Source organism: Alkalibacillus flavidus, assembly GCF_040545925.1.
Lineage (GTDB): Bacteria > Bacillota > Bacilli > Bacillales > Alkalibacillaceae > Alkalibacillus > Alkalibacillus flavidus.
Genome location: NZ_JBEPMX010000003.1, coordinates 193,533 through 218,308, shown reverse-complemented (window position 1 = coordinate 218,308; position 24,776 = coordinate 193,533). Strand labels below are relative to the sequence as shown.

At 37.0% G+C, this 24,776-nt stretch carries 20 protein-coding genes, 3 pseudogenes and 2 riboswitches; of the genes and pseudogenes, 14 read left to right on the top strand and 9 right to left on the bottom strand.

Annotation, left to right across the window (positions count from 1 at the left end):
• Positions 1 to 244: 244 nt before the first annotated feature.
• The 9 genes from ABID56_RS05000 to ABID56_RS04960 all read left to right on the top strand — a co-directional run bounded on the left by ABID56_RS05000 (position 245) and on the right by ABID56_RS04960 (position 9,139).
• Positions 245 to 592, top strand: a complete 348-nt coding sequence (locus ABID56_RS05000; protein WP_354219515.1) for a hypothetical protein — start codon at positions 245 to 247, stop codon at positions 590 to 592.
• A 133-nt stretch (positions 593 to 725) separates the two neighbouring features.
• Positions 726 to 834, top strand: a riboswitch (TPP riboswitch).
• 255 nt (positions 835 to 1,089) lie between these two features.
• Positions 1,090 to 1,195: riboswitch (TPP riboswitch) on the top strand.
• 37 nt (positions 1,196 to 1,232) lie between these two features.
• The gene (gene tenA, locus ABID56_RS04995; protein WP_354219514.1) at positions 1,233 to 1,919 is read left to right on the top strand and encodes a thiaminase II; all 687 of its coding nucleotides are present in this window, start codon (positions 1,233 to 1,235) and stop codon (positions 1,917 to 1,919) included.
• Positions 1,916 to 2,716, top strand: a complete 801-nt coding sequence (thiD, locus tag ABID56_RS04990) for a bifunctional hydroxymethylpyrimidine kinase/phosphomethylpyrimidine kinase (protein WP_354219513.1) — start codon at positions 1,916 to 1,918, stop codon at positions 2,714 to 2,716. Before tenA ends, thiD begins: the two co-directional genes overlap by 4 nt.
• A complete protein-coding gene (thiM, locus tag ABID56_RS04985) occupies positions 2,713 to 3,453 on the top strand; it encodes a hydroxyethylthiazole kinase (RefSeq protein WP_354219512.1) in 741 nt (246 codons plus the stop codon). The genes thiD and thiM overlap by 4 nt, the downstream gene beginning before the upstream one ends.
• On the top strand, positions 3,446 to 4,057 hold the full coding sequence (gene thiE / locus ABID56_RS04980; protein WP_354219511.1) for a thiamine phosphate synthase: 612 nt from the start codon (positions 3,446 to 3,448) through the stop codon (positions 4,055 to 4,057). The genes thiM and thiE overlap by 8 nt, the downstream gene beginning before the upstream one ends.
• A gap of 1,080 nt (positions 4,058 to 5,137) precedes the next feature.
• The gene (locus tag ABID56_RS04975) at positions 5,138 to 6,097 is read left to right on the top strand and encodes an IS30 family transposase (protein WP_354219510.1); all 960 of its coding nucleotides are present in this window, start codon (positions 5,138 to 5,140) and stop codon (positions 6,095 to 6,097) included.
• Between the two features lie 3 nt (positions 6,098 to 6,100).
• Positions 6,101 to 7,273 (top strand): DCC1-like thiol-disulfide oxidoreductase family protein, encoded by a 1,173-nt coding sequence (locus tag ABID56_RS04970; RefSeq protein WP_354219509.1) that lies wholly within the window; start codon positions 6,101 to 6,103, stop codon positions 7,271 to 7,273.
• An 18-nt stretch (positions 7,274 to 7,291) separates the two neighbouring features.
• Positions 7,292 to 8,401 carry a serine hydrolase gene (locus ABID56_RS04965; protein ID WP_354219508.1) on the top strand — a complete coding sequence of 370 codons (1,110 nt, stop codon included), beginning with the start codon at positions 7,292 to 7,294 and terminating at the stop codon, positions 8,399 to 8,401.
• Positions 8,402 to 8,461: 60 nt separating this feature from the next.
• On the top strand, positions 8,462 to 9,139 hold the full coding sequence (locus ABID56_RS04960) for a hypothetical protein (protein ID WP_354219507.1): 678 nt from the start codon (positions 8,462 to 8,464) through the stop codon (positions 9,137 to 9,139).
• Positions 9,140 to 9,980: 841 nt separating this feature from the next.
• On the opposite strand, the gene ABID56_RS04955 is transcribed toward ABID56_RS04960, so the two are convergent.
• The 3 genes from ABID56_RS04955 to ABID56_RS04945 form a co-directional block, all read right to left on the bottom strand.
• Entirely contained in the window at positions 9,981 to 11,159 is a 1,179-nt protein-coding gene (locus ABID56_RS04955) for an HNH endonuclease (RefSeq protein WP_354219506.1), read from the bottom strand.
• A 589-nt stretch (positions 11,160 to 11,748) separates the two neighbouring features.
• Complete coding sequence (locus ABID56_RS04950) at positions 11,749 to 12,795, bottom strand: 5-methylcytosine restriction system specificity protein McrC (RefSeq protein ID WP_354219505.1); 1,047 nt, start codon at positions 12,793 to 12,795, stop codon at positions 11,749 to 11,751.
• On the bottom strand, positions 12,782 to 14,884 hold the full coding sequence (locus ABID56_RS04945; RefSeq protein WP_354219504.1) for a DUF8426 domain-containing protein: 2,103 nt from the start codon (positions 14,882 to 14,884) through the stop codon (positions 12,782 to 12,784). The genes ABID56_RS04950 and ABID56_RS04945 overlap by 14 nt, the downstream gene beginning before the upstream one ends.
• 243 nt (positions 14,885 to 15,127) lie before the next feature.
• Between ABID56_RS04945 and ABID56_RS04940 the strand changes: the two genes are divergently transcribed.
• The gene (locus ABID56_RS04940) at positions 15,128 to 15,280 is read left to right on the top strand and encodes a small acid-soluble spore protein P (protein ID WP_354219503.1); all 153 of its coding nucleotides are present in this window, start codon (positions 15,128 to 15,130) and stop codon (positions 15,278 to 15,280) included.
• Positions 15,281 to 15,401: 121 nt separating this feature from the next.
• Here the strand turns inward: ABID56_RS04940 and ABID56_RS04935 are convergent, their stop codons facing one another.
• The 3 genes and pseudogenes from ABID56_RS04935 to ABID56_RS04925 all read right to left on the bottom strand — a co-directional run bounded on the left by ABID56_RS04935 (position 15,402) and on the right by ABID56_RS04925 (position 17,993).
• Positions 15,402 to 16,415, bottom strand: coding sequence for a hypothetical protein (locus tag ABID56_RS04935; protein ID WP_354219502.1), 1,014 nt, complete (start codon positions 16,413 to 16,415; stop codon positions 15,402 to 15,404).
• Positions 16,405 to 16,920 (bottom strand): RNA polymerase sigma factor, encoded by a 516-nt coding sequence (locus ABID56_RS04930; protein WP_354219501.1) that lies wholly within the window; start codon positions 16,918 to 16,920, stop codon positions 16,405 to 16,407. Before ABID56_RS04930 ends, ABID56_RS04935 begins: the two co-directional genes overlap by 11 nt.
• A 114-nt stretch (positions 16,921 to 17,034) precedes the next feature.
• A pseudogene (locus ABID56_RS04925) lies at positions 17,035 to 17,993 on the bottom strand (IS30 family transposase).
• 176 nt (positions 17,994 to 18,169) lie between these two features.
• Here ABID56_RS04925 and ABID56_RS04920 point away from each other — a divergent pair.
• Entirely contained in the window at positions 18,170 to 19,252 is a 1,083-nt protein-coding gene (locus ABID56_RS04920) for a GGDEF domain-containing protein (RefSeq protein WP_354219521.1), read from the top strand.
• Positions 19,253 to 19,475: 223 nt separating this feature from the next.
• Here ABID56_RS04920 and ABID56_RS04915 read toward each other — a convergent pair.
• Positions 19,476 to 19,782, bottom strand: a pseudogene (locus ABID56_RS04915) (IS3 family transposase); the annotation flags it as partial.
• Positions 19,783 to 19,784: 2 nt separating this feature from the next.
• Between ABID56_RS04915 and ABID56_RS04910 the strand changes: the two are divergent.
• Positions 19,785 to 20,413 (top strand): annotated as a pseudogene (locus ABID56_RS04910) (IS3 family transposase); the annotation flags it as partial.
• 124 nt (positions 20,414 to 20,537) lie between these two features.
• On the opposite strand, the gene galE reads toward ABID56_RS04910, so the two are convergent.
• Together galE and ABID56_RS04900 are read right to left on the bottom strand one after the other, a co-directional pair.
• Complete coding sequence (gene galE / locus ABID56_RS04905; RefSeq protein ID WP_354219500.1) at positions 20,538 to 21,551, bottom strand: UDP-glucose 4-epimerase GalE; 1,014 nt, start codon at positions 21,549 to 21,551, stop codon at positions 20,538 to 20,540.
• 127 nt (positions 21,552 to 21,678) lie between these two features.
• Positions 21,679 to 22,515 carry a glycoside hydrolase family 191 protein gene (locus ABID56_RS04900; protein ID WP_354219499.1) on the bottom strand — a complete coding sequence of 279 codons (837 nt, stop codon included), beginning with the start codon at positions 22,513 to 22,515 and terminating at the stop codon, positions 21,679 to 21,681.
• 88 nt (positions 22,516 to 22,603) lie between these two features.
• On the opposite strand from ABID56_RS04900, the gene ABID56_RS04895 reads away from it, so the two are divergent.
• Together ABID56_RS04895 and ABID56_RS04890 are read left to right on the top strand one after the other, a co-directional pair.
• Positions 22,604 to 23,836: a GAF domain-containing protein gene (locus tag ABID56_RS04895; RefSeq protein WP_354219498.1), complete on the top strand. Its 1,233-nt coding sequence runs from the start codon at positions 22,604 to 22,606 to the stop codon at positions 23,834 to 23,836.
• Positions 23,829 to 24,758 carry a tetratricopeptide repeat protein gene (locus ABID56_RS04890; RefSeq protein ID WP_354219497.1) on the top strand — a complete coding sequence of 310 codons (930 nt, stop codon included), beginning with the start codon at positions 23,829 to 23,831 and terminating at the stop codon, positions 24,756 to 24,758. The genes ABID56_RS04895 and ABID56_RS04890 overlap by 8 nt, the downstream gene beginning before the upstream one ends.
• Positions 24,759 to 24,776: the final 18 nt, after the last annotated feature.

Here is a 24,776-nt window from a genome sequence, read left to right as displayed (position 1 = left end):
GGCTTGGAGCATCTCATAAGCTACAGCTAATCTTAGATAACAAGCTAACGTTTCTACTAGACTAGGGTCATTTACACAAAATTATTGACACTCCCTAACGAATAGTAGGTGAACAAAATTTTATTGAGCAAATGAGTAATTTGATTCAAGGATTTATAGCGTTTATAAATAACTATAAAAAAAGGTGGGATTTTGAAATGAAATGGGAGAGTAAAGATTCAAACGACAAGTGGTTGTTTTAGGTATGTTCTCAGATCGTCTTCACATTAATCAATTAGGTAAAGATTTGGCCATTTATTCGATTGAATTATTAATTAAATTTTGCAACTCCAATTCACATCAACTGCATTACTGGAGGGTCGTTGGCGCTGAAAATGAAGAGTGGGAGGATTTTCTTGAACTTTTTGAGCAGGAAGACCCTTATCCCTTTGAATATGAATTAACGGAAGAACCTAACGGAGGTCAAGACCATATTATAGCGTGCTCTAGCTTTACAACTGAACATGATTTAATCACAAGTGTTCAAGGATATGGATTTGATAAAGAAAGTAAGAAGGTTTTATCTACGAATCTATTTAATATTATTAGATAGATTTTTAGAAATTTCAGATTCCAGCATTGCAATGACGAGCAAGCTGAGTGTAATATAGAAAATATTTCTCTTACAAAAGATGCATAACTTTCTGAACTTTGTTACACTATTATTATCCAAGTGAATAATGAAGTTCAACTACTAGGGGTGCCTGTTAAACGGGCTGAGAGGAAAGCTTTACTTTCCGACTCTTGGGACCTGATCTGGGTGATGCCAGCGTGGGGAAGTAGTCAACATAAAATTGACAAACCGGGTCCCATTTATTAAGGGATCCGGTTTTTTGTTTTCATTTTCCCATTATTCATGAGAAGAGGAGGGGGAATAGATGATGACCATGGTTGATTTGTTAGCTTTGAGAAGACTTAGAATATAGTTGCTTGTTTGGTAAGGGTGAATCTTACTTTTTTAAAGCATGCTATAAACTGAATTATTACCATTTCACTTGGATGTTAAAGATAATGGTAATTGAAGTGACCAACCGTTGTCATAAATGTATAAAACGTTGCTAGGGGCGCGAATATCATCGCTGAGATAAGGCAAAGCCTTAGTCCCTTTGAACCTGATTCGGGTCATACCGACGAAGGGAAGCACTCAAAATTTCGAGTGGTTTCCTGTATACAAAACAAGGAGGCTATTTTTTATGACTTTTACAGAAGAATTGAGAAGAGAAAACGATGATATATTTCAGGCGATTTTTGATCATCCGTTTGTTCGTGGACTTGGAGAAGGCGAGTTACCAGACGAAGCAGTTGCTCATTATGTGAAGGCGGACTATGAATATTTGAATACGTTCATGCAGCTATATGGAACGGCGGTATCTCAATCGAAAAAACGCGAGGATATTGCTTTTTTCCAGGCACAAATCGCTTTTGTACTTGGAGATGAGATCCATCCACACCATAACTTGTGTAACTATATTGGTGTGCCATACGAAGAACTTCAAGGCTTCCCGCTACCGCCTACGGCTGACCATTACCGTACACATATGAAAAGTGTCGCGACGGAAGGGCTTCTCGGTAAAACAATCGCAGCCATGCTACCATGTCCGTGGACGTATCAGGAAATCGGCCAGGAACTGAAGAAAGAATTCTCTCCGGAGCCTGATCATCCTTTTTATGAATGGATTGAATTTTATGCTGATGATTCGATTACTTACACGACTGACTACTTGTTGAAGCGTCTAAATGAAGAAGCTGAAGCAGCCTCTTCTGAGGATCGCAAGCTTATGAAAGATGCTTTTAGAAAGAGTTGTCAGCTGGAATATGCTTTCTGGGAGATGTCTTATACGATCGAAGGTTGGCCGGTTGGAGAGGGGGTGCTGAAATGAAGCCTTTTACAGCCCTTACGATTGCTGGTTCTGATTCTGGAGGAGGAGCTGGTATACAGGCAGATCTCAAAACATTTGAAGAATGGGAAGTGTATGGCATGTCTGTGCTCACCTCGCTAACAGCCCAGAATACGACAGGCGTTCAAGGTGTTCATCATGTTCCAGCGTTCTTTATTGAAACACAACTTACGGCCATTGAAGAAGATTTGCCTGTCGATGTCATCAAAACTGGAATGATAGCGACGTTAGAGACGGCAAAAATGATAGGGACATGGATCGCACGTCAGAATATTCCTTATGTCTGTGATCCAGTTATGGTGTCTGCCAGTGGTTACCCGCTCATGGAAGAAGAGACACGGGCTGCTTTATCTGAGTACCTGTTTCCTTATGCAACGGTCATCACACCGAATATACCTGAAGCGGAAACATTACTAGAGATGGAAATAAGCACAGAACGTGACATGGAAGAAGCAGCCCAGCGTTTGGTAAAAGAATTTGGAGCAGGTGGAGCACTTGTTAAAGGAGGTCATCTAGATGGAGAAGCGGTGGACGTATTATATGACGGAGAAGAAGTTAGAATGTATCGAGAGGATAAGATTCTGACAGAGAATACGCATGGTACTGGTTGCACGTATGCTTCGGCGATTGCGGCCAATCTGGCGATGAAACGAACACTTTCGGGTGCTGTCGAACAGGCAAAGCCCTTCATCACTGAAGCCATCCGTTATTCTTTTGATATTGGATCTGGGAAAGGTCCTACCAATCATTGGGCTTACAGAAAGGAGAGAGAACAATGAATCTTGAACAATTGAGGGAAGAACGCCCACTCGTTCATCACATCACGAATGAGGTAGTCATGAACTTTACTGCGAATGGTCTGCTCGCATTCGGTGGCAGTCCTGTTATGTCTAAGGAAAAAGAAGAGATTGAAGAAATGGCCGGTATCGCGAATGCCATCGTATTGAATATTGGTACCGTCAGGAAAGAGGATTTAGAAACTATGATTAAAGCAGGAAGAACTGCAAATAAAGCAGGGGTTCCTGTGCTTCTAGATCCTGTTGGTGCGGGTGCAACGACTTTCAGGAAACAGGCGGTTCAAAGGATTGTGAATGAAGTCGATATCTCTGTCGTGAAGGGGAATGCTGGAGAGATAGGTGCGCTTGCCGATATTCCTTTGAAGGTAAAAGGCGTGGATTCCGAAGAAGGTGGGGATGCAGAAGTCATTGCTTTAGAAGCGGCGAAGACTTTACAGACGAGGGTTGTAGTGACTGGAGAGACAGATGTCATTAGTGATGGAAAAGACTTCTTCACGTCTTCGCACGGAACACCACTCCTCGGTTACATTACAGGTGCAGGGTGTCTGCTCGGATCTCTGATAGCCGCCTGCATTTCTATTGAGGAAGAGAAAATAGAAGCAGTACAGTTCGCTATTAATTTCTACAATAAAGCTGCCGAACGTGCTGAGAAGAAAGCGGGAGGCCCTGGGACATTTATTCCTCACCTGCTAGATGAATTGGGGGAGACCGATGACTGACTTTCTGCACACGTATTTCATCATGGGCAGTCAGGATTGCAGGGAGGATCCGGAAATGGTGTTACAACAGGCGATTAATGGTGGCATTACAACCTTTCAATTCCGAGAAAAGGGTAAAAATGCGCTGAGTGGGCAGGCAAAGATAGAGCTTGGTCACCGTTTGCGAAGGATTTGTAAAGACTACGGCATCCCTTTCTTTGTAAATGATGATATTGAAATTGTTCGTGAATTGGAAGCAGACGGCGTTCATATTGGTCAGGACGACAGTGATATTAGGGAAATTCGGGAAATGTTTCCTGAGCTCCTAATAGGGCTATCCATTTCTACAACTGAAGAGCTTCATGTCAGTCGTTGGGATTTGGCTGACTACCTTGGTGTCGGTCCTGTGTTCAAAACTTCTTCAAAGGATGATGCGAAAGAAGTAATTGGCATCGAAGGTCTTCGTTTTATCCAAGAACAGGTGCCATTGCCTGTCGTCGCAATAGGGGGTATTGATGAATCGAATGCTCAGCAGGTGAGACAGACAGGTGCAGGGGTAAGTGTGATTTCAGCTATTTCAAGGAGTGAACAGCCGAATGAAACCGTTAAACGTTTGAAGAAATAGAGATGATATAGAGAATGTTCGTTGGTGAAATTTTAACATGGCATTCAATTTGATTTTGATGCGGTTGATTAACTGAACTCATCCAAAATCAACGATATTGATATTAATAGAGAAAATTTCTTAGACTCAATGTTATTTGCCCCTATTTGTAATATCGAAAGAGGAGACGAAATGGTACTTGTAGAAGAGGAAAGCAGTACGTCTACGAAATGATTGACCGTGAAGTTGTTAAGCCTAACGTATGTGAAAACGTTGAAGGGAAATAATACTAATCCTTGTCAGTTAAAATAGACTGGTGCAAGCTCGAGTTAATATCGGCTTCCCACCAGTCTATTTACTGTAATAATACTGGGTTAATTTTTGGAGTTTAGTGCAGTAAACATATGCTTCATCTTCATTACATTTTCAAAATTGGTTTAATGGTGCTTCTATTTGAGGAATCGGCAAATGCCTGGTTAATCTCCTCAGCAACCAAGTTCCCTTATGACAATGCCGTTGCTGAAACAACCTTCAAGGTAATCAAAATAGAGTTTGTATAAGGTACCGATTTTATTGAACGATAAGACAGTTGACCTTGAATTTTTTGATTTTGTGCACCGGTTCAATTATATCCTATCCATCAATCACTTAATTACTTATCACCTGTCACGTTCAAGTTGAAAGACCTTAACGTTTTTGTCTAGTTTAGTGTTAGCACACTAAACTATGTTAATGTATGAGAAAAGTTATTCAATCTACTTTCTGCTTGGTTAGTTTTTCTCTAAAAGTAGGTGCTCAACTTATAATGGACTTTTAGGAGAAATAGATAATTTATTGAGGGAGGAGAAATGGATATGAATACCAAAATTTATATATTTTTATTAGTTATTCTTGGAGTGAATATTTTGAGATATGGCACTTACATATTAGAAGGGGGTATCAGGATTTATGATACTTTTTTATTTTTAGTTAATCTTATAGCATTTATAACTGTTATTGTTTATACAACCCGGATTGTAAAATTAAGCGAGACACTATAAAAGGACATGTCATGATATACTCAACCCATAACCTACCAAAGTTAAGGAGAGTGTATCTGACATGTCCTACACCCATCTTACCAAAACCGAATTGGTATTCATAGAAGAATATCATGCATTTGGTCTATCAGGACGTAAAATTGCTAAGAAGTTAAAACGTGGTCATGAGAGCGTTTATCGCATCATCAGGAAACTGGCTGAAGGAATGACCGCAAAAGAGATTCATCTTCAATATCAAACGAACAAAGCCAACTGGGGTCGTCCCAAGATTGAACTACCTGATTCTGAAACAGATTACATCCAAGAAAAGGTTCGTTCTGGCTGGACGCCAGATGTCATTAAAGGCCGAAATGAAAAGCCTATTTCCTGCCGTATGCGTACCTTATATCGTCTGTTTCAATCAGGTGTATTTAACCAAGAAGACCTCCCTATGCAAGGCAAACGAAAACCCAACGGTCACCAAGAAAAGCGAGGGAAACAAAGCTTTAGACGCCGTATTGAAGATCGAGACCATGACTACCCCAACTACCATCAAGAATTCGGCCAATTAGAAGGTGACACCATCGTTGGCTACCAACACAAGAGTGCTGTTTTGACCTTGGTTGAGCGTTTAACCAAATGCATGATTGCGATTAAACCAGCAGGAAGAAAAGCATCCGACATTGAAACAAGCTTGAACCATTGGCTTAATCCGTTACCCAAACACTTATTCAAATCCATCATCTTTGACTATGGTAAGGAATTCTCTAATTGGAAGGCCATTAGTAACCAACATGACATTGATATTTATTTCGCGGACCCTGGAACACCGTCTCAAAGAGGGCTAAATGAGCATTCCAATGGCTTACTACGAAAGAATGGGTTGCCTAAAGAAACCGATTTTAACACCGTATCGCAACATCAAATAGCTGATTTTGTTCAAAGAAGAAACAACATACCAAGGAAATCCTTGAATTATCGAACGCCCATTGAGTGTTTCATGGCTCACGTCGATGACAGTATGTTGTCTCGCTTAATTTGACAAATGAATTTATATAATTTTAGTAGTTCTCTTGCTTATTTTGACGTAATTTACAATCTCGGAATAATTGTGGCTATTATCTATTTGTTAGGTTATAAGGGTCGAGTGGTATCTATAATAAATTATGTGTTTTATTTATCCTTATATAATAGAACAGTACACATAAGCGATGGTGGCGATAACTTACTGATCATTTGTATGTTTTTCCTATTGTTTGCTAATACTACTGCATACTTTTCTTTAGACTCAACCAAATACCATAAGAGCCTTGAAAAAAACAAGAGTAGTATTTTCAAAGATATATCTACGGTATTTCATAACTTCGCTATATTAGCATGTATCATCCAACTTTGTATTGTATATTTTTTCTCAGCTATATTTCAATTGATGGGTGAAGTGTGGCAAAATGGTACGGCAATTTACTACATTTCTCAAGTAAGTGAATTCAGTAGACCAGTCTTGCAAAACCTAACAGAGAATTATTTGTGGTTAACAATAATTGTAGGTTATTTAAGTATCCTGATAAAACTTGCTTTTCCCTTCTGTTTATTAAATAAAACTATCAAACCGTATATTGTTGTATCAATGGTTTTATTCCACGCTGGGATTGGAATCGGTATGGGACTCTTATCATTTTCTCTTGTAATGATTATGTTTGAATTATTGGTCTTTACAGATGCAGAGTATCTAGGTTTCAAATATAAACTAGAATACCGATATAGAAAAATTGCATTGTACACAAGAAGGAAAACAAGGCTGTTCGGAGCAAAGTATATGACCAAATTTCAAATCATCGTATTTTTCGATGGGTGGTGTCCAATGTGCCAACAAGTAATGAAGACAATAAATAAAATGGACCTATTTAACCTAGTGAAGTCAGCTAGCATCAGAAACCCACAAGTTCTAAAGGAATATCAATTAGTAAAAGAAGAAGTTGAAAGCAAAATGCACAGCAAATCTTTAAATGCGGGAGAAATGAAACGTGGCTTTGAATCAATACTACAGATTTCCACAAGATTAGCCCCCTTGTACGTATTCATTCCATTTCTAGTAATAGGCAAATATCTTGGATTGGGTGAACTAATATACGATTACATTGCAAAAAGAAGAATGATCGTACCAGTAAACCATTGTGATGAATCAGGGTGTGAAATCAACATTCAAAGAAAATATTAACAAGAGAGGATAGCAACGATGAACTTCTGGTTAATAGTGATTATAATTCTTATTCCAACAATATTCGCTGTTTTAGCAAAGACAATAAAATCATTCGATAACAAAAAAACTGAACACGATGTCTTGAAATTTATCAAAAACAATCCAGACAAAGCTTCCTTATTTGCTATCCAGAATAATAATGTCATTTTGGAATATCAAGCAGGTAAAAAAATGCCTTTAGCTAGTACCTTGAAAGTTATTATAGCTATCGAGTTTGCTAGACAAACAGATGCAAAAGAAATTGATCCTCAACATTTAGTACCTCTGAAAGACTTGGATAAATATTTTATCCCATACTCTGATGGAGGGGCACATAAGGATTGGATTAACTCGTTAGGAGAAGACAATCATAATAGTAAAGATAGAGTCACACTTCTACAAATAGCTAAAGGTATGATGCAATTTAGTTCAAATGCTAATACTGAGTTTCTTATTGGTGAGTTAGGTTTAAACAGAATAAACCATACTATTAAATCGCTATCCTTACACGAACATGATTCATTATTTCCGATTTCATCAGCTAACTTAATTTGTACGTATCTCCAATTGGAAAATGGTAATACATTTAATCAAGCATTAAAAAGAATTAAAGAAATGACTTGCGAAGAATATATTGAAAAAGCTACTAAAATCAATGAATTATTAGGATCAGATAAAGATAAAAGCTTAATTACAAAATTAAGTAGCAAAGATATCTTTAACACACAACTTCAAGTAGTTTTGTCTCAAAAACAGCCAAAATCTACAACACAGGAATATGCAACCCTAATGAATGCAATCAGAAAAAAAGAGATTTTGACAAGCAACGCACACGATACCTTATATGAAATCATGAATGTTGTTCCTAACAGCAATTCACCACTTGTCGATTTAGGTTTAAAAGGTGGCTCTTCAATATCAATTTTAACAACAGCTTTTTACTCAAAAGATAAATATGGAAACACAATTGATATGGCTATTTTCATTCATGACCCCTCTCGCTTAGAAATTCTATGGCTTAAGAATAAGTTTGATTTGTTTATAGGAAAGTTTACAACCAATAAGGATTTTCGGAGCGAAGTAATTAAAGCATTGATGGTTAAGTGAATGACATTCTTCGGTTCAATTTGTTCTGACATACATTTGTTTACATAGGGAGAGAGTTTATTGACATTATTTTTCCTTTTAAGCATCCTTATTATAGTGGCTACTCTATGTATAATACTCTTGCTGTATCCTTTTAACAGCAAGATAACTTGGATGGTTTACTGTTTATTTATTTTCTCTACAATAACATTTTTTTACTTGGTGCACGATTGGAGCAGTAGCAACTATACACTTAGAATAATAGCGATACTCCTCCCCACAATGTGCGTCATCGTATCATATCTTAAAAGAATTAAAAGGAAACCTTTTTTTTCACCTAATCCAAAAAAACTGGAAAAATTAGGGTTTGTAGCGCTTTGCACCCTAACTCTACTTCAGGTTATCAATAGTAGTTATTTGGTCAAACAGTCACTAACACCGACTTACCTTCATGAAGGAGTTGAAATCAGTTTCCCTTTGAAGGATGGGCTGTTTGTTGTGGCGCAAGGAGGAAATCACCCATTAATAAACCGACACTTTTCAGACTCATACCAGAAACATGCTCTAGATTTAGTTAAAATAAACAAATTAGGTTTTCGCAAGAATGCTTTGAAAAATCTCAGTGATCCTAGTGATTATGAAATATTTGATGAAACTCTCTATAGCTTCTTCTTTTGTAATATGGGGCTTATGTATTTCCAAAAAGGTGTCTTGATCATTTATTTCATCATCAGCATTACAGCCTTCGATTTTATTTAACTCTTAGGGATCCCAATCCCTTTCAAAATTTTTATAGTCCCTTATGACCTTACCTGTTAATTTTGTTAACTCCAATAAATATTCATAGAACCTTTTACCTTTTGTTGTACTAGTATCAGTCATAAAACCACCCCTTTAATTCAATTTCTTACAACCATTTTATAGCAATTTAATCAAAATTTAAAACCCTTCCCTTTTTTGATAAAGTTTACTTAAAACCTCTATTTAGTAATTTTAACTTGTTGATTATAATTTGGTTAAAGTCATTCTTAATAGTAATTTCTTTTGGACTCGCATTGCCTTTGCCAGTTCTATCAGTGCTTAATGTTTAAGTTAATCTGTTATTTTTATACTTTACATTCGGGTCATTGCAAACCTATACTTGGATCAGATTTTTGGTTGGTTTTTTCCACCGTATAGATTCCTCCCCCCTTATCAAAACCTATACACAACTCACCAAATGAGGAAGTCTAAAAAGGGCGGAAAGCCTAAAGTACCATAGCAACAAACAAAACCAAATTTGCCGAAGAGTCTGAAACATCCGTATGGTTAACTGATACAAGGATCGCACAAAGTCAAACAGCGGAATCCTTTAGGGCAAAAACAAAAATCAGATCATGATATGTAACACCTTGAAGATTATTCATAACACAAACAAATCCCGTACAACCATTTACGTCGTACGGGATTTGTTTCGCAGGGTTCGATTGTATCAGTGACCAATTTTACGCGAATCAGAAATTATTTATTCAACCTTCTTTTTTGTCTTTACTGTATTCAGATAATAAAAAAAGCGAACACCTTAGAATGTTTCTAAAATCTTTTCAATAGTAACTTGATGTCACTTTATTTTGTTAACCTTTACTTGGTTATCATTGATTCTGAAAATAAATTTATCTTCAGAATTATTGATTAATTCAACATTTCCATAGTGGAGTTGCCTGTGATGATTTGCGCAAAGAGTGAGCAAGTTATGAGTTGCTAATGAACCGACATGTAATTCTGATACTGGTATGACATGATGAGTTTCAATGTAGTATTCACCATTAGGTTTCTTAAATGAGTAAGGTTCAAACTCTAAAGCTTCACATATTTGACATTTAAAATTTGTTTTTCTTTTATATTGCTGTGCAATAATACCCCGTTCAATGTACTTACTAACCCATTCTTTAACTTCAGGGACAGCATTAATATATCTTTTTTCCAATTTAGAAATAGTATCTTCTAAGTCGATATTCGCATTATTATAATCGAAATTTCCATAATTTACCTCGCCCATTTCATCAAAAATAATATTAAAAGTGTCACCATTTAATGGAATGGAAGATGCTTGGAAGCCTTCTATCAGGTGCTTATCAGCTATATCTGATGATAAATTTAAATCTTCAAATAAAATAGGGTTATCTATTAGATTTTTAATATACTTAATTGGTACTCTGTATCTAGCTTTCTTTCCTTCGTTTTCATCAGACCAATAGGCCTCTTTTGTAGTAGTTTGCACGGAAGGTTGATCTAAAATTTCAACTAAAGCATAAATCCCTGGTTTTAGGCGCGCTCTGCCATCTAATTCTTTAATGGTTCTATTATCACGCCCGACCCTTATAACCCCTAATTGTCCCTTATTGAACCAATTTTTTTGCCAATCAGTGATAGAAAAAGTATCAAAAACTTCACCAGATTTTAGAAAATCATCTATTTTCCACCTTTTGGGATTACAAAAAAAGGTCCAATATCCTGTAGGTTCAGTTTTTTTTGACTTTTTATTTAATTCTTCTAACTTAGCCAATCGCACATTTTCATCAGTGGTAAAAGCATATGTGTCACCATTAACATTCCAAACTTTATCATGAAAGATACCGTTTATAACAGTTGCATATGGTACATATTTATAATTAAGATATCTCTTAAACCACTTTGCTGCAGATGGAATTGATGGAAACTCCTCTAATTCAGCTCCGTTTTTAAAAATAATCACTGGTTTATCAACTTTATTTGTTGCTATAGGTTTTCTTAAATTCATAAAAATCCTTTCCCTTATTAGTCTGACATGTATGTTTAACTTTTTTAATTAAACTATATCAAAATAATTGGAGCTGAAGTTATAAGTACTGGTGTGTAATGCAACACAAAAGTACAGAAGTTTACAACTAAAAAGTACGAAGATGAAGATTGAATACCTAAAAAACTGTGCAACCAAAACAAGTGTGTTTTTAGATGACTTGTTTAATTCTACTTGACGATTTCAACCACACTTCATCCATACAACAAAATCCTTAATTGTAAAATTAAGCGAGACACTATAAAAGGATATGTCATGATATACTCAACTGATAACCTACCAAAGTTAAAGAGATTGTATCTGACATGTCCTTCACCCATCTTACCAAAACCGAATTGGTATTCATAAATGTATATTTGATTTCAATAATTATTCAAGCCATACTTTGTTAATATTGATTTGTAAAACACACACTTACCAATCGTAATTATCAAAGAAACTAGATATGCTAAATACGATTTTGCCTATCCTTTTTGTGTTATATCCCATCCAGTAACTTAAAAAAATCGATGGCTAGGGCTTTGTAAACAGAAAAAAAAAGGCTTTTAAACTATTCCAAAAAATGATTCGCATATTCTAATAAGTTTTTCTTAATATCACTAAAATCCTGTTGTAAATCAAGAGAGACAACAAAAATTTGATTACCTTTAATGCTATAATTATGATTAGGTTGATCGACAGCAGTTGTTTTTGCATAAAGTAACATACCTGCAAGCGTTTCATCTGGTCCCTTTTTCCAATTATTTATATAAGTGAATATTTGATAAAGGTTACTAGACTTTTGTTTTGCAGTACCACCATCAAACCTTGCTACCATATTTTTAGTATAAAACTTCGCATCGACAATTAATGTTTTATTATCTTTTTGAAGCACAAGGTCTGTTTGCATGATTGGTAATGCTTCTGTAAATTCATCATCAACGTTCCACTGAATTTGAGGGCGTGACACCTTATATTCCGTTTCACGTTTAAAAAATGCATAAATAAACTTTTCATATAGTGATGATAGGCTTTGTTCATCCTGAATTTCCTTCATCTTTTGAGAATCAGTGCTTTCATCAAATATCAACTGTTCGTAAAGGAATCTGCATACGTCCACAATAAATTGATATCGAATATTTTGGCGATTATATCTAACATTTTTCCATAGATTCAGATCTAACTCTATTTCTGACACCTCTGAAAAATAGGGGAGAAAACCATAAAACAATCTACGTTTTTCTTGACTTAATTTTTTTGAACGCGATAGATAAATAAGTGTCGCTTTAATGATTTGATTCAACAATATATCTTCAGATAACTCATCATAAGCAATTGCGACTTTCTTATTTACCACTGCATTTTTCTTTATTGTAGAAGTGATATCAATTTTTCCTTTAATAACATTTGAAGTCTCTTCAACAGTCTTATACTCTTTGCTTAATCCTCCCTTAATTATTGCTGGTATCCCTATCGATAATATTTCTGCGTATAGATCTTTAACGTTCTCAAAATTTTCTACTCCCATTTGCTTATACTCAGAAAGATTTAAAGTTTGATAAGCATAGGAAAGCATATAATATATATTACGAATTGGAATATCATTATTTTGTTTCATCGTAACAACCTTTTAGTCGTTCAGCCCAAGCACTTGCCTTCTCTTCATCATCAAACCAATACTCAAATAACTGTGGAATAATTTCATATTCGATTACTTCCGCTAAATGTTTTACAGTATCTGTTTTATAAGCGTCACTCACAAAGTAGCTGTGTCCAATTTGGAAGCCCGTTCCTAGATCTTTAACAATTTCGTGATTTAGGTGCTTAATTTCATCAATTGTACGATTTAATGCTTCAGGATTTTCTGATTCTTTTACATAAGACTTAAATGTCTCATTTTCGAACGCTGGTTGAATTTCAAAAAAGGAAAATCTCCTTCTAAGTGCGTAGTCTAATAAAGCCAAGCTTCTATCTGCTGTGTTCATCATTCCAATGATATATAGGTTTGGTGGCACAAAAAAATATTCATTAGAATAAAGCAGGTTGATTTTTTCGCCTCGTTTATCAGATTCTATAAGCAACATTAATTCTCCAAATATTTTACTCATATTACCTCGATTAATTTCATCAATAATAAAGAAGTAGTTTCGATTTGGATCTCGTTCTGCTTTTCTAGCAAACTTTACAAACGGACCTTGTCTTAGCTCAAAACCATCTCCTTTATCCTTTGGACGAAAACCTTCAATAAAATCTTCATAGCTATAATTTTGATGGAATTGAAGCATATGAATACGCGTTTCGTCTCTTTCTTTCATCATTACATATGCTAAACGTTTTGCAATAAATGATTTCCCTACTCCAGGTGCACCTTTCAAAATAAGATTTTTCTTATTATTAAGTAAAGAATTTAAACGATCAAGCTCTTTCTCCTCAATAAAAACATTCGAAAGAAAATCACTCTTTGTAAAAGGTTCATTTATTTGTACGATAGGTTTAGATTCAATATAACGGATATAGTAATCAATTGAACTCCCTGATACACCTTTATATTTTTTATACGATTCATCTGATAATACGGTATCTTTCAGAAGTTTTAGCTGCTCAATATCTGTTTCACCGAATATTAGGGTGTCAAAATGGTTTTCAATATCTTTTAATGCACTTACTTTTTGCTTAACTGTTCGATCATTCAAGCTATCTCCTGTAAGAGTAGCTTGATTAGATAACCAATCTCGAAACTCATTTACTTCAGATTTTTTGGGGTCAATATAATCTTCGTTCATTGTTTGATCAATTTCTTTAATAAAATTTGGGTAAGGGTTTAGACATGTTAACGTTTTTTGAGGGAAAACTTGACTAACGTTCCACCCTCCAACTTGAAGCCAATCTACTTTTCTTCTATGTATATACTCTTTTCCTTTAACTTCAAAATAGTAATCCCCTGTAACAACTCCACGTGCTAAGATTTTTTGCATTCCTTCTTTAACATAAATAACATCGCCTACTTGAATTTCACGATAGAAGTCCCATACAGCCTTTGTATCATTGACAGGGCGAATTTCATCAGCTCTTTGCTCAGTAATTCTTTGTTCAATAGATTCCTTAGTATCGTAGTTCCCCAAATCCCCTAGATAATCCCAACCGATTGCAATCATATTTTCTTTATGGAACAAACTCCATAATCTAGAATTTTCACCAGGTGATATCACCCAATAATTAATGCTGGTATCAACTTGACCTTCTTGATTCACAATTTTCTTTTCTTTTTTAGGGTAAGTTAAATTAGGATTCTCATCATAATATAAGAAAATTAAATATGATCGCAAAAGAACGCCCCAGTCAGGTATACCTCCTATATTATCGGGTTTACTTCTTATACCTTGTTCATATTCATCCTTTGCATATCTCTTTCTAAACTGATTTCTAGTCGCACCAAACCTTTCTGGATATCGAGGTGTACTGCCAGCTATTAGCTTCTCAATATCTTGGTCCCTTTGTTCTGTCATTTGTTGATAGATATATTTAAATTCAGAAAATGATTGATAATTAAAGAAATTTTCTTTATAGCCACTAGCTAGTCCAAACTTTTCTAATAAGTGCCCAAGTCTTTCAAGGTATGGCGTGTACCAAAGTCCTGTTTTCTCACCTAAATTTTCAGTAACCCATGCTTTGTATTTTTCTCTTTGAGTATGCACAATATCACTCATGAAATCCCCCCAAAAATGTTTATATTTCCTTAAATTATAACACTGTACTAATTTAAAAATCCATTTAATTCCTTTTAATTTTGTATATCATTTATGATAGTGATGACAGAAATGATCACTATCACCAAAATAAATACACAGACACTAAGGAAGTCAATAACAGTAAGGGTTCACCTTTCAAACGTATAGATTCCATCCCCTTATCAAAACCTATACACAAATCACCAAAGGAGGCGATCATCAATGAGTGGAAAACCTAAAGGACCGAAACAACAGACAAAACCAAATTTACCCAAAAGCCCGAAACAGCCGTATGGTGAACCGATGCAAGGCTCACACAAAGTCAAACAACGGAATCATTCAGGGCAAAAACAAAAATCAGATCATGACATGTAACACCTTGAAAATTATTGATAACACAAAACAATCCCGTACAACCATTTACGTCGTACGGGATTTGTTTTGCGATTTCGATTGTGTCAGGTGACCAATTTAACATGAATCAGAAATTATTCGATCATGAATCTGACCCTAATGTGTCACCTGTGATTAACTCATATAATTCGTCTGACTCTGCCTCACCTAGTTCTGCGTGATCACCGTTGTCTGTGTTAATCACATCTATCCGATCTTGTTGAGGATGTATCCAAATTCTATACTCATCTAAAACGTAGTTCGGAGGATACTGCATGTTGACGCGAGTTGTTCCGTCCCATATCGCATCGTCTAAATGTTCTCTGATCTGTTGTGTCGTCTCTTCACCTAACGACGAGAGACCTTCAAACTCTTGGATTTGGTTTTGAAGAAATGAATGTTCATCTGCAGACCCTACTTCATACTTTTCAAATGATTCGGCTATTTGGATCATGTCATCACGCGAAACAGGCTCTTCGATCGAACGAATGCTGAGTTGAATCAGTAAATCATCGTACTCCCAGGCGATCATTTGTCCTGGTCGGTCATGTGACGTTTCATCATATTTAGCTTCAATGCCACCTTCGAGCATCACGCGTTCATCATAATCTTCAATTTCGTCGTACGAACCGTGCTCAGATTTACGTGAGAAGCTAACATCCATTTTCCTCACTGGATCTGTATGCGAAAAATAGACGACTTTGGGCAACAAGTAGTCAGGATTATCCTCCTGTGTATAGACAACTTCATCATCCTTGATTTCGCGAGCTCCGAAATAAAAATGGTCGTATTCCACTTCATGTATATCAAATGGCGCGTAAGTCGGTAAATAAAAGGCATGATCAAATTTTTCAAGTTCAGGAATTTCGACAGGTTCCTCATCCCCTGTAAAAATCGTATCCATATTCGGGAGAACCAAGATCATGAAAGCTAAAGCGATGACCGCAAATGAACCGCCAATTGCGACAAACGATTGGCGTTTACGTTTCCACTGGCTTTGTCGCTCATGCTTGTCGGCACCATCCATAATGGACTGATGAATGTCGTCTTTCTTACTTGGGTCTAATCGTTTACTCGGCATGGACTTCAAAAGCTCATCAAGATTTTTATTGTTCACGCGGATCACCTCCGATCTCATCTGCTAACTTTTGTTTCGCTCGGTGATATGTAGACCTGACTTTATTTTCTGTCCAATTAAGAACATCCGCCGCTTCTCTGACACTGAACTCTTTTATTCCTCTTAATATAAGAACATCTCTAAAAGCAGGCTTAAGCGATTGAATGGCTTGATAAACAGCTTGCTTTTCTTCATCTAATTCAAGCACATGTTCTGGCGTTCTCTCTGTTTTCGGCTCATGATGCGACTCAAACGGCATCATGCTTTTCCATTTAGGCCTTTGTCTTCTTCGGATTTCATCGATCGAAATATTCCGAGCAATACTGTACAGCCAGGTTTTCGGATTAGCGTCGCCATTAAAGGAATCCAAACCTTTATATGCCCGAATAAACACTTCCTGCAACAAATCCTCAACATCTGCTTTCCCAACCCTATAAAGCAAAAAATTATAGAGCTCATCACTATAACGTTCATACCAAACTGAGATTAATGTCGTTTTTTGCATGAGCTGTCCCCCGTTTTACGTTCTATATCATTAGACGAGTACGACTCCAAGATATCGCAACATTTAAAAAAATCCATGTTAATCATTGTATATTTTTTCAGATTGTTTCATTTGTCAAATTAAGCGAGACAACATACTGTCATCGACGTGATCCATGAAACACTCAATAGGCGTTCTATAATTCAAGGATTTCCTTGGTATGTTGTTTCTTCTTTGAACAACATCAGCTATTTGATGTTGCGATACGGTGTTAAAATCGGTTTCTTTAGGCAACCCATTCTTTCGTAGTAAGCCATTGGAATGCTCATTTAGCCCTCTTTGAGACGGTGTTCCAGGGTCCGCGAAATAAATATCAATGTCATGTTGGTTACTAATGGCCTTCCAATTAGAGAATTCCTTACCACAGTCAAAGATGATGGATTTGAATAAGTGTTTGAGTAACGGATTAAGCCAATGGTTAAGGGCTGTTTCAATGTCGGATGCTTTTCTTCCTGCTGGTTTAATCGCAATCATGCATTTGGTTAAACGCTCAACCAAGGTCAAAACAGCACTCTTGTGTTGGTAGCCAACGATGGTGTCACCTTCTAATTGGCCGAATTCTTGATGGTAGTTGGGGTAGTCATGGTCTCGATCTTCAATACGGCGTCTAAAGCTTTGTTTCCCTCGCTTTTCTTGGTGACCGTTGGGTTTTCGTTTGCCTTGCATAGGGAGGTCTTCTTGGTTAAATACACCTGATTGAAACAGACGATATAAGGTACGCATACGGCAGGAAATAGGCTTTTCATTTCGGCCTTTAATGACATCTGGCGTCCAGCCAGAACGAACTTTTCTTGGATGTAATCTGTTTCAGAATCAGGTAGTTCAATCTTGGGACGACCCCAGTTGGCTTTGTTCGTTTGATATTGAAGATGAATCTCTTTTGCGGTCATTCCTTCAGCCAGTTTCCTGATGATGCGATAAACGCTCTCATGACCACGTTTTAACTTCTTAGCAATTTTACGTCCTGATAGACCAAATGCATGATATTCTTCTATGAATACCAATTCGGTTTTGGTAAGATGGGTGTAGGACATATTAGATAAACTCTCCTATACTTTTAAACATGAGTTAGGGCATCTCCTTTATTAGTTGATTTGGTCGTTAACTATGAGGAAACCCTATTTCTTTCTTTGTTTGCAAGAGCTTTTACATAATCCTATTGATGGCACCTGTATGATGTATGTGTTTTACTAGTCTTATATTTTATGAGGTGATAATTTTGATTATTAAAGAATTAATATCCAATCTAGCAATATTAGTTACAACATTATTGCTTTACACACAAACAACAAGTAAAAAACCTCTTGAGACCTCATCCTTGGTTTCCAAAAAAATAATCGCAGGGTTTTTAGCAGGAGTATTAAGTAATGTTTTAATGCAATATAGCATGAATCTTGGCGAGACAATCGTTGACTTAAGACATGTACCATTAATCGTTGTTACTTATTACGGCGGTACTTTACCTGGAATCATTGCCATGTTCTTTATCATAATAGGGCGTTTTATGATTGGCGTTAACTCTTCTTCCCTGGCTGCTTTGATTATGATTATTCTTATTACATCTGTTACCGTTCTGTCTAAGCAAATGAATGTAAGAAAAAGCATGAAAATTTTTACTGCTCTAACGGCTTCTAATATCATCTTCACCGTGATCATCAGTTTTCTTATAAGAGATTTGAATACTATGTTAGTCTTGGCACCTTCCTTTTGGATTTTATCGTATACTGCAGGGTTCACTTCCTTCTATATCATCGAATACGTTCGAAAGAATCAAAGGGTGTTGGATTATTACAAGTCCGAAGCAACCACGGATGGGCTTACCGGCCTCAATAATGTCCGCAAGTTCGATGAGATATTCAATCAAGTCAGCTCACAAGCCAAACAAAAAAATGAACGGCTCTCTCTTCTGTTCATAGACATAGATCATTTCAAAACAGTCAACGATAATTACGGCCATAAAGAAGGGGATCAGGTACTCATTCAATTAGGAGAAATCCTTAAGAATACCGTACGCTCCTTTGATGTTGTCAGCCGGAATGGTGGTGAAGAATTTACGGTCATTCTTTTGGACTGCCCTACAGAACGGGCTGAACAGATCAGTGAAACCATTCGGAAAAACGTTGAAATGCATCCATTTTCCCTGACTACAGGAGAAACGATTCATGTTACTGTCTCCATCGGTTTAGCCAGTTATAGAGAGACTACGGAAAGTACAAATGAATTATTAAAAGATGCAGATGACGCCCTTTACGAAGCTAAGAAAGGAGGTAGGAACAGGGTTTGCATAGCTTAAATCCTCCTGTCTCTTGATAATCTGCAATAACGATCGATTAGAGTAATTTCTTCTCTACTCAACACGATTGAGTCCATATAATTGTGTAAAAAGAAAAAAGGGTCTCATCAACCTTGTGTTACAATGTTTTCAACCACGAAAAACCAACACAGGAGGTTTGATGATGCCCCAATTTAATTTTATTGTAACCTGGATCGTCAACACAAAACCAGACAATTTTGTTAAGGTGTTTCTGGTGATAAGCGGCCGGGATAAGGTAGTCTAACGTCCCGTGAATGCGGATGTTATTGTACCAGTGGACATAATCAAATAAGACGATTTCAACTCCTGAAGCGTCTCAAATGTTTCTCCATAGATGAATTCCGTTTTCAGCACCTTATAAGGTAGCTTCGGCAACGGCATTGTCATAAGGGCATCCTTTTTCACTCAAGTCTCCCTCGATGGAAGCAAACGCTTTCTAGACAAGGGCTGAATCTTTTTTTGGTGCCGGCACTGGAACTGATAATTTCCCGGTTATATAAATCGAGGATGGGTAAAGAACAATTTTAAAACGGTTCAAAAAGTGATGCAAACATACGAAATCCAGTGTCGCGTCAAAATAAAGCGACAAAAATATATTGCAGGGGAAAGTAAAATTGTCGTTCTAACTTATTAAAACAAGATTTTAAAGCTGATAAACCAAATGAAAAATGGGTAATAGATATAACGTACTTACCATACGGAACCAAGATGCTCTATTTATCGACAATCATGGATCTATATAATAATGAATTTCTCGCTTATACCATTAGCGATACTCAAACTGTTGAATTTGTTTTAGAAACGCTTCGCGATGCATGTGATGGTCGAGAAACGCATGACGTGATTTTGCACAGCGACCAAGGTTCACAGTATACATCATATGCTTATCAACCTTTAGCTAAAGAAAACGGCATTACCACAAGCATGTCCCGCAAAGGCAATTGCTTTGATAATGCCGTCATTGAATCCTTCCATTCCTCGCCAAAGTCGGAAGAATTCGCCACTCAGTTAAGAGCGACCCTTACACCATCTATTATAATAGAAAAAGTAGTAAATTACATGTATTATTACAATTATATACGACCATTTTCCAAATTAAGTTGCCATAGCCCTGTTGAATACAGGACTGCGGCAGCATAGGTGCTTTTTCTTGTCTTATTTCCCTGGGTCAGTTTAAACGTTTAGTTTGTCCAGTGGTGATTCTTTATGAATCGAATTAGAAGTGTTTAAGTTTATCCCAAAATTACAAAAAAATCAAGTTCCTTTAAAATGAGGTGTAGCCCTCAGGGTTATCTTGGCGCCATCTCCACGAATCTTTGCACATGTCGTAAATCGTTTTTTCTGCACGCCAACCGAGTTGGTTCTCTGCTTTGGTAGGGTCGGAGTAGCATTCGGCTATGTCTCCTGGTCGTCGCGCCATGATTTTATAAGGGATTGGAATACCAGTAGATTCTTCAAACGCTTGGACAAGTTGTAAAACACTGTAGCCTTCTCCGGTTCCGAGGTTATAAATGTTATAGCCTTTTTCAACTGTGATTTTTTCTAGTGCTTTCAAGTGACCGCGGGCCAGATCCACGACGTGTATATAATCCCTCACTCCAGTACCATCGATTGTAGGGTAATTGTCTCCGAACACAACTAATTCTTTATATTGCCCCATAGCGACGTCGGTGATGAAAGGCATGAGGTTATTTGGGATGCCATTTGGTGATTCTCCAATTTTCCCGCTTGGATGTGCTCCTATTGGGTTAAAATAGCGGAGGATAGAAATATTCCAGGTCAGATCCGATGTCCAAACGTCGTGCAGGATCTCTTCGATCATGAGTTTTGTTCTTCCATACGGATTAATCGCAGATGTCGGGAAGTCTTCGGTGATCGGATTTGATGTTGGTTTTCCGTAAACGGTGGCAGAAGAAGAGAATATGAAATTCTTCACATTGAAATGACTCATCACTTCGAGTAAGACTAGTGTCGCATTCAAATTGTTATTATAGTAACTCAATGGAAGGGACACTGATTCACTAACTGCCTTGAATCCTGCTAGGTGGACTACTGCTTCAATACTATGGTTCTTGAATACTTGTTCCAACTTGGAACGGTCCAGAAGATTGAATCTATAAAATGTTAGTGTTTTTCCTGTAATCTCCTCTACACGATTGAGCGATTCTTTCTTAGTACTAAATAAGTGATCGACAACGATGACGTCGTGTCCTTCGTTCAACATTTCCAAACAGAGATGACTCCCGATGAAACCTGCTCCTCCAGTAACTAATATCATTTTCACTCCTCCTTTTCATCCTATAGTTATATTACAAAAAAGAACTGATTTATGTTAATCTATAATTATAAATTGACACTAAATTATCTACAAAATAATCACCTGAGAACACTTTTATCAGTCTTTATTACCATTCATTGTAATTACTTTGGTTATGATAATGTTTGAACCTATTGGCTTCGGAAAATTCTGCACTTTTCTTTGGTTCCTCATGTGAAACGGTAAATACTTCCACTCCGTGCTGGTTGCGGATTTCTCTTAATTTATAAATCTGGTCGTGAACCCACTCATTATAGATAATAGAGGAGAAGTGGAATCCTTCCCACATGATGCCGTCTATATAAGGGGCTGTGCTTTTTGAAAGTGTATCGAATCCCCAGTTTTGGATAAGGGATAAATCCGGATGTTTATTTGTAATTGAAGTCATCCAAGTAACGAGACCTTCGCGTTGACTTTTAAGTACACTAGGGTTTTGGTGGTGTTCGTTATCGATGTTTCCGACTGTATCAAGGAAGGCGCCGTCGATCCCTTTATCGACAATCTGTTTCTCGACTTCATCAGCCAGAAGCTGCTGGTAATGTGATGAAGTGATGTCTGTTAGATAGGAGTTCCATTCTGAATAATAGATGCGTTCTCCATTCCGATAGAAAAAGTCATTGTCATTCAGTTGGTTGAAGAACGTTTTGTTCCAGGTATCCGCCTCCATCGTGTTGATGTACCCGTACACAATAGTGTCGCTTTCCTTTAGAGTTTGAATTTCCGATTCTGTATAGTAAACGGGTTCAATAATTACCATGTCATAATGCGTCATTTTTTCCAGTAATTCTGGAGTAGGGGGATCATAATAGATTTTATAATCGTACACGTTTTTCAAGGGAGACTCCTCCTTGGCAGACAAATGGACCGCGAAGAAGAGAGCACTTGTTATAAACAGAACGATAAGGAGATTTATTTTGTTTTTCATTATGTTTCCTCCTAACTATTTATTACTCCAATCATAACATATATAAAACAGAACATTAACGAAGAATTATACCGAAAGGAGGTCTTTTATGATTTATCGCCAAACGAGTACGATTAGAAAGATTCTAGAGGTGCTTATCGTATTCATAGGTCTTGGAGTTCTTGATCAGTATTTCGAGATGGAAATGAGGGAGTGGATACTTAATCCCTTCCTTTTAGCTCTTTTGCTCTTTTCTTTGCGTTACGGGTTGATGATAGGACTCCTGGGTTTCCTTTTCACTATAGTTTACTATTCCGTAGATACGGTGTGGAGCGGTGGAGACGTTTTTCTTTTATATTACGATAATACGTTGTTCACTGAAATTTTTTTCCTTCTAATTATCGTGGTCATCGGAGGGTTATATGGTACCTCATTCAAGGAGAGATATGACACTCTTAGTGATAAGAATGCAGAGATCAAAGAAGAGAACGAAGAAATCAAGGACGTTCTGGCACTAATGGAAGATTCTCAACGGTCTATGCAGAATCAAGTACTTGAAAGTGAATATACATTGAAACGTATTTATGAAGTAGGGAAAGCTCTGGATCAACCTACTCCCGACCTCGTCCGTAATGAGGCGATTTCTGTCATTTCGGACTTATTTGGGGCTGAGGAAATTGCTATCTATCACATGGACTCCTCCAGAATAGCGATGCGTCTAAAGGAACGCAAAGGGCCGGAAGAAGTTTTTCCACAGACTGTATTTATTAATGAAGATACTTTGATGTACCGTCGTCTTTTATCCAATAAGACTGTAACGATAAGGACTATCGACGATGAAGATGATGCACCGTTGTTGGCAGGTCCTATTATGTGGGGTAATGAAGTACAGGATATATTGATTATTAATGATTTAGAGTTCGATAGGATGACCCGTTACCAGATTCAGATTCTTTCGCTGATTTTAGATTGGCTCTCTAACCGAATTGAAAAGTCCCACGAATCGGTCATGAAGGAAGAAGAAATGGAAATGTTCCCAGGTACGCATATCTATTATAAGGACGCTTTCGATGAAAAAGTTGCTTTGCAGCAGCAACGAAAAGACGATTATGATGTTGATTTCAGTGTGATTCAGTTGAAATTTGAAGGATTCCACGGCATGTCAAAAATAGAAGCAGAAATAATTCTCCGTACGTATTTGAGAGAGCTAGATATTATTGGGTTCGATGAAAAAAATCAAGAGTTCTATTTCTTGCTTCCTGGGACACATCCGGAAGATGTTTCAATTGTTGAAGACCGAATTAGGAAAGCCCTCTACGAAAAGGGGGGCAATTATGTATAGTGAACTCATCCAACCGTTCTGGATTTTATTTGTATACCTCACTCATGGATTATTGGCTCTATTGTTGCTCATTTTAGTGAATAAACGTGTGGACAAAGAAGAGAAAGGAGTATTTACTTGGATCTTGATGATCAGTTTGTTTATTCCTCTAATAGCGGAAGTTTTCGGCTTGATGGCATGGTATATTGCCCAGAAAATAGGGGTGAATAATATGATGGATGATTACGATGAATACATTACATATAAGCCACTGATGCTTGATCGTCTAAAACACGAGGCAAGAATAAGTTATGATATTCTACCTCTTTCAGAATCACTCACTGATGGAGAAGCTATAGATCAACAGGAAACGGTTATGAGGTTGATTAGTTCAAATATAACGGAAAAAGGAAGGTACCTGAATCTTGGTCTGACGAATACCAATTCAGAGATGGTTCACTATGCCGCTGCAACCATTAATTTATTGGTAGATAAGCATGAAAAAGAACTCGCGCTTGCAAAAGAAAGGTATGTAGCGCACGATGCTGAAACCTTGGATGATCTGTTGAGCGCTTATGAGCGATTTATAAATAGTGGATTGCTTGAAGAATCCTCACAGAGGAAGCTAGAGCAGGAGTATCAAGAGCTTTTGAAAACGGAAGTGATTGGCGGTAATGAAGACCCCCGCATTTTACAGAAATTGGGCCAAATGTACTTATCTTGGAATGATGAGGTGAAAGGAGTAGAAATCATGGAAAAGCTCATTGCTCGTTTTCCAGAAGATCCCCAGGGTTACCTAACACTTATCCGTTATTATTATGAGAAGAAGGAATGGAAAAGACTTAGGGAAGTCCTTCTTTCTATGCGAAGGAAGGTTCCGATAGAAAAGATACCTAAAGAACAAAGGTATGTCCTTCAGCAGATGTGGGGAGATTTTTCATGAACAGATATATCGTGAGAC

Coding starts and splice junctions, on each gene's coding strand:
- thiD (WP_354219513.1), top strand. CDS start 1,916: ATGAAGCCTTTTACAGCCCTTACGATTGCTGGTTCTGATTCTGGAGGA.
- ABID56_RS04940 (WP_354219503.1), top strand. CDS start 15,128: ATGAGTGGAAAACCTAAAGGACCGAAACAACAGACAAAACCAAATTTA.
- tenA (WP_354219514.1), top strand. CDS start 1,233: ATGACTTTTACAGAAGAATTGAGAAGAGAAAACGATGATATATTTCAG.
- ABID56_RS04895 (WP_354219498.1), top strand. CDS start 22,604: ATGATTTATCGCCAAACGAGTACGATTAGAAAGATTCTAGAGGTGCTT.
- ABID56_RS04965 (WP_354219508.1), top strand. CDS start 7,292: ATGAACTTCTGGTTAATAGTGATTATAATTCTTATTCCAACAATATTC.
- ABID56_RS04975 (WP_354219510.1), top strand. CDS start 5,138: ATGTCCTACACCCATCTTACCAAAACCGAATTGGTATTCATAGAAGAA.
- thiE (WP_354219511.1), top strand. CDS start 3,446: ATGACTGACTTTCTGCACACGTATTTCATCATGGGCAGTCAGGATTGC.
- ABID56_RS04890 (WP_354219497.1), top strand. CDS start 23,829: ATGTATAGTGAACTCATCCAACCGTTCTGGATTTTATTTGTATACCTC.
- ABID56_RS04955 (WP_354219506.1), bottom strand. CDS start 11,159: ATGAATTTAAGAAAACCTATAGCAACAAATAAAGTTGATAAACCAGTG.
- galE (WP_354219500.1), bottom strand. CDS start 21,551: ATGATATTAGTTACTGGAGGAGCAGGTTTCATCGGGAGTCATCTCTGT.
- ABID56_RS04950 (WP_354219505.1), bottom strand. CDS start 12,795: ATGAAACAAAATAATGATATTCCAATTCGTAATATATATTATATGCTT.
- ABID56_RS04945 (WP_354219504.1), bottom strand. CDS start 14,884: ATGAGTGATATTGTGCATACTCAAAGAGAAAAATACAAAGCATGGGTT.
- ABID56_RS04900 (WP_354219499.1), bottom strand. CDS start 22,515: ATGAAAAACAAAATAAATCTCCTTATCGTTCTGTTTATAACAAGTGCT.
- ABID56_RS05000 (WP_354219515.1), top strand. CDS start 245: ATGTTCTCAGATCGTCTTCACATTAATCAATTAGGTAAAGATTTGGCC.
- ABID56_RS04930 (WP_354219501.1), bottom strand. CDS start 16,920: ATGCAAAAAACGACATTAATCTCAGTTTGGTATGAACGTTATAGTGAT.
- ABID56_RS04970 (WP_354219509.1), top strand. CDS start 6,101: ATGAATTTATATAATTTTAGTAGTTCTCTTGCTTATTTTGACGTAATT.
- thiM (WP_354219512.1), top strand. CDS start 2,713: ATGAATCTTGAACAATTGAGGGAAGAACGCCCACTCGTTCATCACATC.